The organism is Micromonospora craterilacus (assembly GCF_003236315.1).
GTDB lineage: Bacteria > Actinomycetota > Actinomycetes > Mycobacteriales > Micromonosporaceae > Micromonospora > Micromonospora craterilacus.
In genome coordinates, this window is sequence record NZ_POTY01000031.1 from 23951 (window position 1) to 37741 (window position 13791).

General features: G+C 69.5%; 15 protein-coding genes. 6 read left to right on the forward strand and 9 right to left on the reverse strand.

Annotated elements, in window-relative coordinates:
* The first annotated feature begins 19 nt into the window (after positions 1–19).
* The 5 genes from C1I95_RS07750 to C1I95_RS07770 all read left to right on the forward strand — a co-directional run bounded on the left by C1I95_RS07750 (position 20) and on the right by C1I95_RS07770 (position 2769).
* Positions 20–823, forward strand: coding sequence for a class I SAM-dependent methyltransferase (locus C1I95_RS07750; RefSeq protein WP_111213089.1), 804 nt, complete (start codon positions 20–22; stop codon positions 821–823).
* Positions 824–928: 105 nt separating this feature from the next.
* Complete coding sequence (locus tag C1I95_RS07755) at positions 929–1147, forward strand: hypervirulence associated TUDOR domain-containing protein (RefSeq protein WP_111213090.1); 219 nt, start codon at positions 929–931, stop codon at positions 1145–1147.
* Positions 1134–1565: a DUF3140 domain-containing protein gene (locus C1I95_RS07760; protein WP_111213091.1), complete on the forward strand. Its 432-nt coding sequence runs from the start codon at positions 1134–1136 to the stop codon at positions 1563–1565. Before C1I95_RS07755 ends, C1I95_RS07760 begins: the two co-directional genes overlap by 14 nt.
* Positions 1566–1640: 75 nt before the next feature.
* Positions 1641–2393 (forward strand): SDR family NAD(P)-dependent oxidoreductase, encoded by a 753-nt coding sequence (locus C1I95_RS07765; RefSeq protein WP_111213092.1) that lies wholly within the window; start codon positions 1641–1643, stop codon positions 2391–2393.
* A gap of 7 nt (positions 2394–2400) precedes the next feature.
* The gene (locus tag C1I95_RS07770; protein WP_111213106.1) at positions 2401–2769 is read left to right on the forward strand and encodes a MerR family transcriptional regulator; all 369 of its coding nucleotides are present in this window, start codon (positions 2401–2403) and stop codon (positions 2767–2769) included.
* Between the two features lie 25 nt (positions 2770–2794).
* Here the strand turns inward: C1I95_RS07770 and polA are convergent, their stop codons facing one another.
* Entirely contained in the window at positions 2795–5494 is a 2700-nt protein-coding gene (gene polA / locus C1I95_RS07775) for a DNA polymerase I (RefSeq protein ID WP_111213093.1), read from the reverse strand.
* A 116-nt stretch (positions 5495–5610) separates the two neighbouring features.
* On the opposite strand from polA, the gene C1I95_RS07780 reads away from it, so the two are divergent.
* Entirely contained in the window at positions 5611–5850 is a 240-nt protein-coding gene (locus tag C1I95_RS07780) for a hypothetical protein (protein WP_111213094.1), read from the forward strand.
* Positions 5851–5983: 133 nt separating this feature from the next.
* Here C1I95_RS07780 and C1I95_RS07785 read toward each other — a convergent pair whose 3' ends face one another.
* The 8 genes from C1I95_RS07785 to C1I95_RS07820 form a co-directional block, all read right to left on the reverse strand.
* A complete protein-coding gene (locus tag C1I95_RS07785; protein WP_111213095.1) occupies positions 5984–6793 on the reverse strand; it encodes an amino acid ABC transporter ATP-binding protein in 810 nt (269 codons plus the stop codon).
* Positions 6793–7770 (reverse strand): amino acid ABC transporter permease, encoded by a 978-nt coding sequence (locus C1I95_RS07790; RefSeq protein ID WP_111213096.1) that lies wholly within the window; start codon positions 7768–7770, stop codon positions 6793–6795. The genes C1I95_RS07785 and C1I95_RS07790 overlap by 1 nt, the downstream gene beginning before the upstream one ends.
* Before the next feature lies 1 nt (position 7771).
* Positions 7772–8683 carry an ABC transporter substrate-binding protein gene (locus C1I95_RS07795; RefSeq protein WP_111213097.1) on the reverse strand — a complete coding sequence of 304 codons (912 nt, stop codon included), beginning with the start codon at positions 8681–8683 and terminating at the stop codon, positions 7772–7774.
* A 33-nt stretch (positions 8684–8716) separates the two neighbouring features.
* A complete protein-coding gene (locus tag C1I95_RS07800) occupies positions 8717–9433 on the reverse strand; it encodes an ABC transporter ATP-binding protein (protein ID WP_111213098.1) in 717 nt (238 codons plus the stop codon).
* On the reverse strand, positions 9417–10256 hold the full coding sequence (locus C1I95_RS07805; RefSeq protein WP_438941292.1) for an ABC transporter ATP-binding protein: 840 nt from the start codon (positions 10254–10256) through the stop codon (positions 9417–9419). The genes C1I95_RS07800 and C1I95_RS07805 overlap by 17 nt, the downstream gene beginning before the upstream one ends.
* 4 nt (positions 10257–10260) lie before the next feature.
* On the reverse strand, positions 10261–11370 hold the full coding sequence (locus C1I95_RS07810) for a branched-chain amino acid ABC transporter permease (RefSeq protein ID WP_111213100.1): 1110 nt from the start codon (positions 11368–11370) through the stop codon (positions 10261–10263).
* A complete protein-coding gene (locus tag C1I95_RS07815) occupies positions 11367–12317 on the reverse strand; it encodes a branched-chain amino acid ABC transporter permease (protein ID WP_111213101.1) in 951 nt (316 codons plus the stop codon). Before C1I95_RS07815 ends, C1I95_RS07810 begins: the two co-directional genes overlap by 4 nt.
* Before the next feature lie 102 nt (positions 12318–12419).
* Complete coding sequence (locus tag C1I95_RS07820) at positions 12420–13583, reverse strand: branched-chain amino acid ABC transporter substrate-binding protein (protein WP_111213102.1); 1164 nt, start codon at positions 13581–13583, stop codon at positions 12420–12422.
* Positions 13584–13791: the final 208 nt, after the last annotated feature.

Genomic DNA, 13791 nt, shown 5'->3' on the forward strand with positions numbered 1-13791 from the left:
GGGGGCCTAGCGTAGGCGAGTGGACGACGACAGGGTGACCCGCCGCCGGGTAGCCGCCGACGAGGTCCGCCGGGCCAACCGCGGCTGGTGGGACGCGGACGCCGACGACTACCAGGCCGAGCACGGAGCGTTCCTGGGCGACGTGGACTTCGTCTGGTGCCCGGAGGGGTTGCGCGAGGCGGATGCCCGGCTGCTCGGCGAGCTGGCCGGACGCCGGGTGCTGGAGGTCGGCTGCGGCGCCGCGTCCTGCTCCCGCTGGCTGGCCACCCAGGGTGCCCGGCCGGTCGCCGTGGACCTGTCCGCCGGCATGTTGCGGCACGCGGCGCAGGCCGCCGCCCGCAGCGGGGTACGCGTACCGCTGGTGCAGGCCGACGCCCTTGCCCTGCCCTTCGCCGACGCCGCCTTCGACACCGCCTGCACGGCGTTCGGGGCGGTGCCGTTCGTCGAGGACTCGGCGGCGTTGATGCGCGAGGTGCACCGGGTGCTGCGGCCCGGCGGCCGCTGGGTGTTCTCGGTGACGCACCCGATGCGCTGGATCTTCCTCGACGACCCGGGCGAGGGCGGGCTGACCGCCGTCCACTCGTACTTCGACACCCAGCCGTACGTGGAGCAGGACGAACGCGGCGTGGCCACCTACGTCGAGCAGCACCGCACCCTCGGCGACCGGGTCCGGGAACTGGTCGGCGCCGGGTTCCGGCTGGTGGACCTGGTGGAACCCGAGTGGCCGGCGGGGCACAAGGGCGTCTGGGGGCAGTGGAGCCCGCTGCGCGGGCGGCTCTTCCCCGGCACCGCCATCTTCGTCGCCGACAAGCCCGGCCCCTGACCCTCACCGCCGGGGCGACCGGAACCGCGCTGGCCGAGCCCGTCGAAATCAAGCTGCCGATCGCCGTGGTCGTTTTCGCCGGGCGACCCCGGGTAACCGGGCGACATGGCCGAAATGGAGTTCCGCCGGGGTGACCACGTCTCCTGGGCCAGCCACAGCGGCCGGGCGTACGGCGTGGTGAGGGAGAAACTGACCGAACGCACGCACGTACGCGGACACGCCGTGAACGCGTCACCGGAGGCCCCGCAGTACCGCATCCGCAACGACGACTCGGGCCGGGATGTCGCTCACCGGCCGGAGGTGCTGCGTCATGAGCCGAAGTGACGATCCCCAGCAGACCTACCAGGAGTTCACCGAGGCGGTGAACATGAAGCCCGCCGAGCTCCGGGAATGGTTGGAGACCCCGGAGTCCAAGCACGTCGGCTGGCAGAAGAAGGGGACCGAGGGCGGCGAGTCGGTCGGCCACGAGTCCGGCCGGAAGATCGTCGACCTGCTCCGGCGCAAGCGCGACGAGTTGACCGCCGCCGACTACAAACACATGCGCAAGGTCGTCGGGTACGTCCGGCGACACATGGCGCAGCGACCGAGCGGCGACGTCCGTGAGACCCGGTGGCGGTACTCGCTGATGAACTGGGGCCACGACCCGGTCAAGGCCCCGCTGCCGCCGCCCGGCGGTCCGTCACGGCGTGCCCTGGAACGGCACGGCGCCCCGCCGAAGTCACGCCGGGGGCCGGCACGCTGATCCCGGCCCCGGCCCGGATTCTGCCGAGGCCCGGCTTGACCCTGCCGCTGACGGCAAGGTCCGACGATCGGCGGCATGAACGACAACATGCCACGCCGGGTCGTGGTCGTGACGGGCGCCGGCACCGGAATCGGCCGGGCCACCGCCCGGGCCTTCAGCTCCGCAGGAGCGCACGTTCTCGTGGTGGGCCGCCGCGCTGCGCCGCTGGCGGAGACCGCGGCCGATCACCCGCTGATCACCCCGCTCACCGTCGACGTCACCGCCGACGACGCGCCGGACCGGGTGGTCAGCGCCGCCGTCGACCACCACGGCCGGCTGGACGTGCTGGTCAACAACGCCGGCATCGCCGGCGGCGGTCTGCTCGCCGAGTTGGACGAGGCGGCGGCCCGCCGGCAGCTGTCCACCAACCTGCTCGCCCCGGTCCGGCTGGCCCACACGGCGGTCCCGGCACTTGCCGCCACCCGGGGCGTGATCGTCAACGTCACCACGTCGATCGGGCAGCGGGCCTGGCCCGGAGCCTCGCTCTACGCGGCGGGCAAGGCCGCCCTCGACTCACTGACCCGCAGCTGGGCGGTAGAGCTGGCGCCGCGCGGCATCCGGGTGGTGGCGGTCGCCCCGGGGGCGATCGACACCCCGATCGGTGCGCACCAGGGCCTCAGCCCGCAGCAGCGCGCGACGGTACGCGCGTGGCAGCTCGGGCACACGCCGCTGGGCCGGATCGGGGACCCCGAGGAGGTAGCCTGGGCGATCCTGCGGCTCTGCGACCCGGAGGCGGCCTTCGTCACCGGCGTGGTGCTGCCGGTCGACGGTGGAGCGGTCGTCGCGTGAGGGGACGGTGCCCGGGTTGCGGATCGGCGAACTGGCCAGGGTCACCGGCAGCACTCCCCGGGCGCTGCGGCACTACGAGGAGCACGGGCTGATCGACTCCCACCGGGCCGCCAACGGCTACCGGGAGTACGACGAGCGTGCCGTCGTGCGGGTGCGCAACATCCGGCACCTGCTCGCCAGCGGGCTGACCCTGGCGGATGTCCGGGTGTTTCTGCCCTGCCTCGACAGGGACGTGGCCACGGCGGCGCCCTCCCCCGCCGGGCTGCGGGTCGCCCTGGAACGCCTGGCCGTGCTGGACGCACGGATCGCCGCCCAAGCGGCGGTGCGGGACCGCCTCGCGGCCGCGCTCCGCGACGCGGCCGCGTCCCTCAGGTAACCCCGGAACCCCGACAACGAGGGAATCAGTGGTCGGCGCTGTTCCAGTCCCGCCCTTCGCCGACCGACACCTCCAGCGGCACCGACAGCGGGTACGCCCCACCCATCTCGCGCCGCACCAGCTCCTCCAGCGTCGCCCGCTCTCCCGGCGCCACCTCGAAGACCAGTTCGTCGTGCACCTGCAGCAGCATCCGGGAACGCAGCCCGGCGTCCCGCAGGGCGGTGTCGACGTGCAGCATGGCGACCTTGATGATGTCCGCCGCAGAGCCCTGGATCGGGGCGTTGAGCGCCATCCGCTCGGCCATCTCCCGCCGCTGCCGGTTGTCGCTCACCAGGTCGGGCAGGTAGCGCCGGCGGCCGAGGATGGTGGAGGTGTAGCCGTCCTGGCGGGCCCGGGCGACGACCTCCTGGAGGTAGTCCCGGACGCCACCGAAGCCGGCGAAGTAGTGCTCCATCAGCGCGCGCGCCTCCTCGGCGCTGATGCCGAGCTGCTGGGACAGGCCGAAGGCGCTCAGCCCGTACGCCAGGCCGTAGTTCATCGCCTTGATCTTGCGCCGCTGGTCCGGGACGACCTCGGCCACCGGGACGCCGAAGACCGACGAGGCGGTCGCCGCGTGGAAGTCGGCACCGGAGTTGAACGCCTGGATCAGCGCGTCGTCCGCCGACAGGTGCGCCATGATCCGCATCTCGATCTGGCTGTAGTCGGCGGTGAGCAGGCAGTCATACCCCTCCCCCACGACGAAGGCGCGGCGGATCCGCCGCCCCTCCTCCGTGCGGATCGGGATGTTCTGCAGGTTGGGCTCGGTGGAGGAGAGCCGACCGGTGGCGGCCACCGTCTGGTTGAAGGTGGTGTGGATGCGCCCGTCGTCGGAGACCGACTTGAGCAGGCCGTCCACGGTCGACTTGAGCTTGGCCACGTCGCGGTGGCGCAGCAGATAGGTCAGCACCGGGTGTGGGTTCTGCGCGTGGAGCCACTGCAACGCGTCGGCGTCGGTGGTGTAGCCCGTCTTGATCCGCTTGGTCTTGGGCAGATTCAGCTCGCCAAAGAGGATCTCCTGAAGCTGCTTCGGCGAGCCGAGGTTGAACTCCCGCCCAACCGCCGCGTACGCACCCTGCGCGGCGGCCTTCACCTCGGCGGCGAAGTGCGCCTCCAGCTCGGACAGGTAGTCGGTGTCGGCGGCGATGCCGGTGCGTTCCATGTGCGCCAGCACCCGCATCAGCGGCAGCTCGACCCCGGCCATCAGCCGGGCCGACTGCTCGCCGTCGCGGGACAGCTCCGCGTCGATCGCGTCGGCCAGGTCGAGGGTGGCCCGGGCGTGCAGCATGAGGTTCTGCTCGGCCTCGCTGTCGCCGCCGAGCCCGTCCAGCGTCAGCTGGCCGTCGTCCGGGGCGTCGACGCGCAGCTCCCGGTGCAGGTAGCGCAGCGCCAGGTCGGTCAGGTCGTAGGAACGCTGGTCGGGGCGGGCCAGGTAGGCCGCGATCTGGGTGTCCCGGGCGATGCCGGCCAGGGACCAGCCGTGCGCGGCGAAGGCGAGCACGGCGGGCTTGCTGTCGTGCAGCACCTTCGGCCGGGTCTCGTCGGCCAGCCAGCCCGCCAGGGCCACCTCGTCGGCCTCCGCCAGCCCGCTCGGGTCGAACCAGGCCGCCGCGCCGTCGGCGGTGGCCAGGGCCATGCCGGTGATGGTGGCGGTGTGCCGGCGGTTGGGGCCGGTGTCGAGCTTGACCGCCAGGCCGACCGGGGTGCCGGCCGTCCCGTGCGTCGCCAGCCAACCGGCCAGGGCGCCGGGGGCGGCGAGGACCTCGCCGGCCAGGTCGAAGCCCGCCTCGGCCTCCGGCTCGACCGCCTCCAGGTACTGGTAGAGCCGGTCGCGCAGGATGCGGAACTGGAGGGTGTCGAAGACCTGGTGCACCGCCTCGCGGTCCCAGCCCTGCCAGCGGGCGTCGTCGGGGCGGATCGGCAGCTCCAGGTCGGAGACCAGGCAGTTGATCTCGTAGTTGCGGATCACATCGGCCAGCCGCTCACGCAGGCTGTCGCCGGCCTTGCCCTTGATCTCGTCGGCGCGGGCGATGACGCCCTCCACCCCGCCATAGGTGTTGATCCATTTGGCAGCCGTCTTCGGGCCGACCCCGGGAACGCCGGGCAGATTGTCGCTGGTCTCGCCGACCAGCGCGGCCAGGTCGCGGTAGTGCCCGGGGCCGACGCCGTACTTCGCCTCGACCGCGGCCGGATCCATCCGGGCCAGATCGGAGACGCCCTTGCGCGGGTAGAGCACGGTGACCTGCTCGCCGACCAGTTGGAAGGCGTCCCGGTCGCCGGTGCTGATCAGCACCGACATGCCCTGGTCGCGGGCCTGGCAGGCCAGGGTGGCGATGATGTCGTCGGCCTCGTAGCCCTCCTTCTCCACCACCGGGATGCGCAGCGCGGCCAGGACCTCCTTCACCAGGCTGACCTGGCCCTTGAAGTCGGTCGGGGTCTCGCTGCGGCCGGCCTTGTACTCCGCGTACTTGTCGGTACGGAAGGACCGGCGGGAGACGTCGAAGGCGACGACGATGTGGGTCGGCTGCTCATCGCGCAGCACGTTGATCAGCATGGAGGTGAAGCCGTAGACCGCGTTGGTCGGCTGCCCCGTCGTGGTGGAGAAGTTCTCCACCGGCAGGGCGAAGAAGGCCCGGTATGCCAGGGAGTGTCCGTCAACGAGAAGCAGGCGCGGGGTCGTAGCTGTCACGGCAGCGACTCTATCCCCTGGCCCCGACAGGGACGCACGGTCGCCGCCCCCACAGATCGCGATGTTGTCGTTACAGTATCGAAGATCAACGTTCGACGGCGAGGGAGGACACGGGGATGAACACGACGGGGAAGAAGTGGATCGTGCGACTCGGGCTGCCAGCGATGGTCGCGGCCGGGGCGATGGTCGTCACGGCTGGGCCGGCGCAGGCCGGACAGTGGGTGAGCGGCGGGGTCTACGTCCAGCAGTCCCAGTGCCGTTCCGTCGGGGAGGCCCGGGTGAAGAGCGGTTACTACGAGCGATACACCTGCACGGCGCAGAACCCGGGTTGGTGGCTACAGGGCTTCGTGAACTGACCGGCTGACCCGGCCGTGGCCGTGGTGACCCGATCTGGTCACCCGCCCCACCAATAACCAGGACCAGGCGGGACCGGCGACGGTCGCACCGGATCCGGTCGCCGGCGATGTTCCGTCGGCGACCGGATCCAGGTCAGAGCACCTTGGCCAGGAACGCCTTGGTCCGGTCGTGCTTCGGGTCGGCGATCACCTCGCGCGGGTTGCCCTGCTCGACCACCACGCCGCCGTCCATGAAGACCAGCGAGTCGCCGACCTCCCGGGCGAAGCCGATCTCGTGGGTCACCACGATCATCGTCATGCCGTCGCGGGCCAGGTCCTTCATCACGTCCAGCACCTCGCCGACCAGCTCCGGGTCGAGCGCGCTGGTCGGCTCGTCGAAAAGCATCAGCTTCGGCTTCATGGCCAGCGCCCGGGCGATGGCCACCCGCTGCTGCTGCCCACCGGAGAGCTGCCCCGGATAGTTGCCCAGCTTGTCGCCGAGTCCGACCCGTTCCAGCAGCGCCGCGGCCCGCTCCCGGGCGGCGGACTTCTTCTCCCGCCGTACCAGGGTCGGTGCCTCGGCCACGTTGTCCAGGGCCGTCATGTGCGGGAACAGGTTGAACCGCTGGAACACCATGCCGATCGAGCGGCGCTGGGCGGCGACCTCCTTCTCCCGCATCTCGTGCAGCTTGCCGCCGCGCTCCCGGTAGCCGATCAGCTCGCCGTCCACCCGGATCCACCCGGCGTTGATCTTCTCCAGGTGGTTGATGCAGCGCAGGAAGGTCGACTTGCCCGAGCCGGAGGGCCCGAGCAGGCAGCACACCTCCCCGGCCCGCACCTGCAGGTCGATGCCCTTGAGCACCTCGATCGAGCCGAACGACTTGTGCACCTGCTCGGCGTGCACCATCGGCCTCGACTCCGCCCCCGGCGGGCCGGCCTGCGGCAGCACTTTCACGCCCGTCATCACGCATCCGCCTTGCTCGCGCCGCCGCCGGTCTCTGCGACGATCCCCCGCAACTTGACTTTCGCCCGCCCGCTGCGGCCGACACCCTTGGAGAAGTGCCGCTCCAGGTAGTACTGACCGACCAGCAGCACGCTGGTCAGCACCAGGTACCACAGGCACGCCGCCACGTACATGGGGAAGAGCTGGAAGGTGCGGGCACCGACGGCCTTGAGCTGGAAGAACAGCTCGGTGGAGACCGGGATGAAGGCCACCAGGGCGGTGTCCTTGAGCATCGCGATGGTCTCGTTGCCGGTCGGCGGAATGATCACCCGCATCGCCTGCGGCAGCACGATCCGGCGCATGATCTGACCCCGGGTCAGGCCGAGCGCCTGGGCGGCCTCGGTCTGCCCCTCGTCGACCGACTGGATGCCGGCCCGGACGATCTCCGCCATGTACGCGGCCTCGGAGAGGCCGAGCGCCAGCATGCCGGCGACGAAGCCGGTGAGAAGGTCCATCGCCGAGAAGCCGAAGAGTCGCGCCTCGAAGTCCTGTACCCCGAACAGCGCGCCGATCTGCCGGTCGAAGGGCAACCCGAACTCGATCCGGGACCAGAGGATGCCCAGGTTGCCGAAGAGGAGCGCCAGCACCAGCCGGGGCACCGCCCGGAAGAACCAGGTGTAGACCCAGGAGACGCCGCGCAGGATCGGGTTCTCGGAGAGCCGCATGATCGCGATGACGATGCCCAGCGTGATGCCGATGAGCATCGAGCAGATGGTCAGCGCGATGGTGCCCCGCAGCCCTGCCATGATCGGCGGCCGGAACATCTCGTCGATCATGAACGACCAGTTGAACGCCTTGTTCGTCACCAGCATGTGCACGAACATGGCCACCAGCACCCCGATGACGGCGACGGCGAGCCACCGTCCGGGATGCCGCACGGGCACGGCCTGGATGGGTTCCGGCCGTGCCCGTTCGGGTGTTTCGGTGTCGAGAGACATGTCAGCTGGCGGGGTTCACTGCCGAAGTCGAGATGGCACCGCCCTCGACGCCCCACTTCTTCAGCGCCGCCTCGTAGCTGCCGTCGGCGATGACCGCCTGCACGGCCTCCTGCAGCACCTCGGCGAACGCGGTCTGGTCCTTCTTCACCACGTAGCCGTAGGGAGCCGACTCGTAGATGTCGCCGAGCACCTCCAGCTGGCCGTTGCTCTGCTGCACCGCGTACGCGCCGACCGGCGAGTCGGCCAGCATGGCGTCGTTCTTGCCGCTGACCACCGCGGCCGTCGCGTCGGCCTGAGACTGGTACTGGTCGATGCTGATCGCCGGCTTGCCGGCGTCCGTGCACTTCTTCGACCGGGCCTCGAGGTCCTCAACCTGGACCGTGCTGGTCTGCACGGCGATCTTCTTGCCGCAGGCGTTGTCCGGGTCCACCTGGTTCGGGTTACCGGCCTTGGTGGCCCACTGGGTGCCGGCGGAGAAGTAGCTCACCATGTTGACCGTCTGCATGCGCTCGGGGTTGATGGTGAACGAGGAGACACCGATCTCGTACTTGCCGGAGTCCACACCGGGCAGGATCGCGTCGAACGGCGCCGCCTCGTACTCGGCCTTCAGGCCGAGCTTCTGCGCCACCGCGTTGAACAGCTCGACGTCGAAGCCGATCACGGTCTTGCCGTCGGTGTCGAGGAACTCCGCCGGCGCGTACGTCGCGTCGGTGCCCACCTTGATCACGCCGTCAGCCTTGATCGCGTCAGGCACCTTCGCGGCGAGCGCCGAGTCGGCGTCGGCCGTTACGGACGGGCCCGCACCGGGCTGGTCGTCGCTCTCCTTCTCGCCGCATGCGGCCAACGAGAGGGTGAGCAGCGCCGCACCGGCCACACCGATGACGGCCCGCCGGCGACCGTTGAAGTTGAACATGTCGCACTCCTTGCGATGAGGGGTAGCAGCCGGTCAGGCCACGCCGAGGTATGCCTCTTTGACCGCGGGGTCGTGCAGCAACTCCGAGCCGGTGCCCTCCTTGACGATCCGGCCCGTCTCCAGCACGTACGCGCGGTGCGCCCGAGCGAGCGCCTGCTGCGCGTTCTGCTCCACCAGCAGGATCGTGGTGCCCTGCTCGTTGATCTCCGTGATGATGCTGAAGATCTGCTGGATCAGCATCGGCGCCAGACCCATCGAGGGCTCGTCGAGCAGCAGCAGCTTGGGCCGGCTCATCAACGCCCGGCCGACGGCCAGCATCTGCTGCTCACCGCCGGAGAGCGTGCCGCCGACCTGCTTGCGCCGCTCCGCCAACCGCGGGAAGAGTTCCAGCACCTTGGCCAGGTCCTTGCTCACCTCGGCGCGGTCACGCCGGGTGTAAGCACCCATGTCCAGGTTCTCCAGCACGCTCATGCCGGGGAAGATCCCCCGACCCTCGGGTGCCTGGCAGAGCCCCCGTCGCACCCGCAGGTCGGCCCGGAGCTTGGTGATGTCCTCACCAGCGAAGTGGATCCGGCCGGAAGCGACCGGACGGATACCCGAGATGGCCCGCATCGTGGTGGACTTGCCGGCGCCGTTGGCACCGATCAGGGCCACGATCTCGCCCTCGTTCACCGTCAGGCTGATTCCGTGCAGCGCCTTGATCCGCCCGTAGAGCAGACTGACGTCTTCGATCTCAAGCAACGTCGTCATCCGGCACCCCCAGGTAGGCCGCGATCACCCGGTGGTCCTCCCGCACCTCGGCGGGGAGTCCTTCAGCGATCTTCTTTCCGAACTCCAGCACCACGATCCGGTCGGTCACTCCCATGACCAGACGCATGTCGTGCTCGATCAGCAGCACGGTGACGCCCTGGTCCCGGATCTTGCGGATGAGCTGGAGCAGCTCCTCCTTCTCGGCCGGGTTGAAGCCGGCGGCCGGCTCGTCCAGGCAGAGCAGCACCGGGTCGGTGGCCAACGCCCGCGCGATCTCCAGCCGGCGCTGTTCGCCGTAGGAGAGGTTGCGGGCGGCGTCGTGCATCCGGTTGGGGATGCCGACGAACTCCAGCAGCCGTTCGGCCTTCTCGATCCCGTCGCGCTCCTCGCGCCGGTGCCGGGGCAGCCGGAACAGGGCGGAGATGACGCTGGTCTTGTGGTGCGCGTCCGCGCCCACCTGGATGTTCTCCAGCGCCGTCATCTCCGGGAACAGGCGGATGTTCTGGAACGTCCGCGCCATGCCCATCTTGGTGATCTGGTGCTTCTTCTTGCCGGTGATCCGCTCCCCGCGGAACCGGATCTCCCCCTCGGAAGGCTGGTAGATCCCGGTCATCGCGTTGAAGCAGGTGGTCTTGCCGGCGCCGTTCGGGCCGATCAGACCGAGGATCTCCCCCTTGTAGAGGGTGAAGTCCACGTCGTTGAGGGCCACCACGCCGCCGAACCGCAGCGTCACGTGGTCGACCTCCAGCAGCGGCTCCCGGCCGGCGGAGGTCGACTCCACCGCCGGTGCCCCGGCCTGCTCCGGAACGGTCGGCTTCTGCACGGTCTCACCCACCGACGATCACCTCCTTGCGGCGGTCCTTGAACTCCGCCGCTCGTCGTCGGTTCGGTATCAGGCCCTGCGGCCGGAAGATCATCATGATCACCAGCACCAGGCCGAAGAACATGAATCGGTACTCGTACAGCTCGATGCCGAAGACCTCGATGCCACGGAACCGCTCGATCATGTACGCCACCAGGCCACCACCGACGATCGCGCCGACGATGTTGCCCGAGCCGCCGAGGATGACCGCGGCCAGGATGATGATCGAGTTGAGCAGTTCCAGGTTCTGCGAGCTGACGAAGTTCTGCTTGCCGGCGAAGAGCGCCCCGGCCAGACCGCCGATGAACGCGCCCGACGCGAACGCCCAGAGCTTGAACTTGAACGTCGGCACACCCATCAACTGCGCCGCGTCCTCGTCCTCCCGGATCGAGATCCAGGCCCGGCCGACCCGGCTGCGGTTGAGGTTCCGCACGCCGAGGACCACCAGGATGATCAGCGTCAGCACCAACCAGTAGTACGGCCGGGGGTCGAGCACCCCGAAGACCGGCGACCCGTCGGAGTGAGTACCCGGCGGGTGCGGGATCTGGTTGAAGCCGCGCTGCCCCTTGAGGAACTCGGAACTGGTCGCCGCGACCCGGATCATCTCGGCGAAGCCGAGCGTCACGATGGCCAGGTAGTCACCGCGCAGCCGCAGCGTCGGCGTACCCAGCATCACCCCGGAGATCATGGTGAGCACGAGCGCTACCGGCAGGGCCAGCAACCACGGCCAGAGCGTCTTGAGGTCACTGCTCGGCGAGGTCAGCACCGCCACCGTGTACGCACCGACCGCGAAGAAGCCGAAGTAGCCCAGGTCGAGCAGGCCGGCGAAGCCGACCACGATGTTCAGCCCGACCGCCAGCAGCACATAGATGGAGATGGTGAAGAGAACCTGCCCGAAGTTCGAGCCGGTGGTCGGAATCGGTCCGAGCCACTGGTAGAACTCACGGTTCGGCAGGGCGTAGAAGAAGACGACCACCGCCGCGATGACGGCCCACCGCATCCAGCGTGGCGCGTTGTGCCAACGCTCGGCCACCGCATGGCGGCCCGAATCGATCCAATCCCTCACGCTTGTCATGCGCGGGCCCTCCCCAACGACTCACCAAGCAGACCGGTCGGCCGGAACATCAGCAGCACGACCAGGACGACGAAGGCGACGAGGTCCTTCCAGTTCGCGCCGAACAGCGCCGAGGCGTAGTTCTCGACCAGGCCGAGCAGCAGCCCGCCGAGCAGCGCACCGCGCAGGTTGCCGATGCCGCCGAGGACCGCCGCGGTAAATGCCTTCAGCCCGAGCAGGAAGCCCACGCTGTAGGTCAGCGTGCCGATCCGGATGTCGTAGAGCATCCCGGCGACACCGGCCATCACACCGCCGATGATGAAGACGACCAGGATGATCCGGTCCTTGTTGATTCCCATCAGCGCGGCCGTGTTCTGGTCCTGGGCGACCGCCCGGATACCGCGGCCGATCCGGCTGCGGTTGATGAAGAGGTCCAGCGCGACCATCATCGCCAGCGCCGAACCGATGATCAGCAACTGCACGACGGTGACTTCCGCACCGAAGACGGTGAAGAGGACGTCGTTCTTGACCACGGTGGGGGCGCCGACCGGGAGGCGGCGGGTGTAGATGCCGAACGCCTCGGCGATGGCGATCGAGGCGCCGATCGCGGTGATCAGGAAGGCCAGCGGCGGGGCGTTGCGCTTACGCAGCGGCCGGTACGCCACCCGCTCGATCACCGTCGCGGTACCCGCCGAGGCCACCGCCGCGATCAGGGCACCGACCAGCAGGTAGAGCATGATCGAGCCGAAGCCGCTGGCCACCGAGTCACGGTCCAGACCGAGCGCGGCCCAACCCCAGATGGCGGCAAAGGCGCCCGCGATGAAGACCTCGGAGTGGGCGAAGTTGATGAGTCTCAGCACGCCGTAGACCAGCGTGTAACCCAGCGCGACGAGGGCGTAGATGGCGCCCACCGTCAGCCCGGTTATCGTATATCCCCCGAAATCGGAGAACAGGGCGTTGAAGTCCAAGGAAGGGCACTCCGTACAGGAAGGGAAGACAGTGGGGGGTGCGGCCGGGAAGGGGCTCCCCGGCCGCACCCCGCAATCACAGCGGAACCGTTACCGGAACGGTCAGGACTTCGGGATCTCCTGGTCCGGCACAACCTTGCCGCCCACGACCTTGTACGCCCAGACCTTGACCTGGGTCGGGTCCAGCTCACCGGTCTCGGTGAACTTATAGCTCGCCGCGACGCCGTCGCCGCTGTAGCCCTTCACGAACTCCAGCATGTCCGGGCGAGTGGTCTTACCGGCCTTGATGCCAGCGAGCAGGATGCTCGCCGCGTCGTAGGCGGTGTCGCTGTAGGTGCCGGGCTCCGCGCCGTTGAGCGCCTTGAAGTCCTCGACGAAGCTGCCCCGCGCCTCGGTGGCCGGCTGGCACGGGCAGGTGAGGATGGTGCCCTCAGCCGCCGCCGCACCGGCGCCCTCGATGTAGGAGGCGTCGTTGACGCCGTCACCGGCGACCAGGGTGGCGGTCACGCCAGCAGCGGTGAGCTGCTTGCGGATCAGACCGGCCTCCTGGTAGTAGCCGCCGTAGAAGATCGCGGTCGCGCCGGAGGACTTGACCTTGGTGACGGTCGCCGAGAAGTCGTTCTGCTTGCCGTCGCCCTGGACCTTGTCGCTGCCGAGGACCGCCGCGCCGAGCACCTTCTTGACCTCGTCGGCCAGGCCGGCGCCGTACGCGGACTGGTCGTCGATGACGTAGACCTTGTCGGCCTTCAGCACGTTCTTGATGTAGTTACCGGCCGCCGGGCCCTGGCTGTAGTCGTTGCCGACCGCCCGGAAGAAGGTCTTCCAGCCCTGGTCGGCCAGGCTCGGCCGGGTCGCGGACGGGGTGATGTGCACCAGGCCGGCCTCGGAGAAGAACGGGTTGGCCGCCTCGGACTCACCCGAGAACGCGGGGCCGACGATGCCGACGATCTTCTCGTCGTCGAGCGCCTTCTGGGCCAGGCCGGGCGCCTGCTCCGGGTTGCCCTGGGAGTCCAGCGGCACCAGGGTCACCTGGCAGTCCGTGTTCTCCTTGTTGTACTTGTCCACGGCGAGCTTGACGCCGCCGTTCATGTTGATGCCCAGCGCCGCGTTCGGGCCGGTCAGCGCACCGAAGAACGCAATCTTGCTACCGCAGTCGCTACCGCTGGCGCTGCCGTCTCCACTGTCGGACTTGCAGGCGGCGGTGCCGCCGAGGGCGAGCGCGGCGATTGCCACCCCACCGACCAAACGTACGAGCTTCTGCCTCACGGCCCGAACCCTCCTCCGTCCCATGGCCCGAACCACCCGCTGCCCATTGGCCCTTGCGGGGGCGGACGAACCAGACCGTCGTCGCCGGTCTGGGGCCGGACGTTATCCCACCGTGGAGCCGCGACGTAAGCCCTGCGAGGGGCCGTTGACCGAACCGTTACACGCCGTGGCCGATAGGGTGCGATCGCTGTAAGAAGCAGCCGTAAGA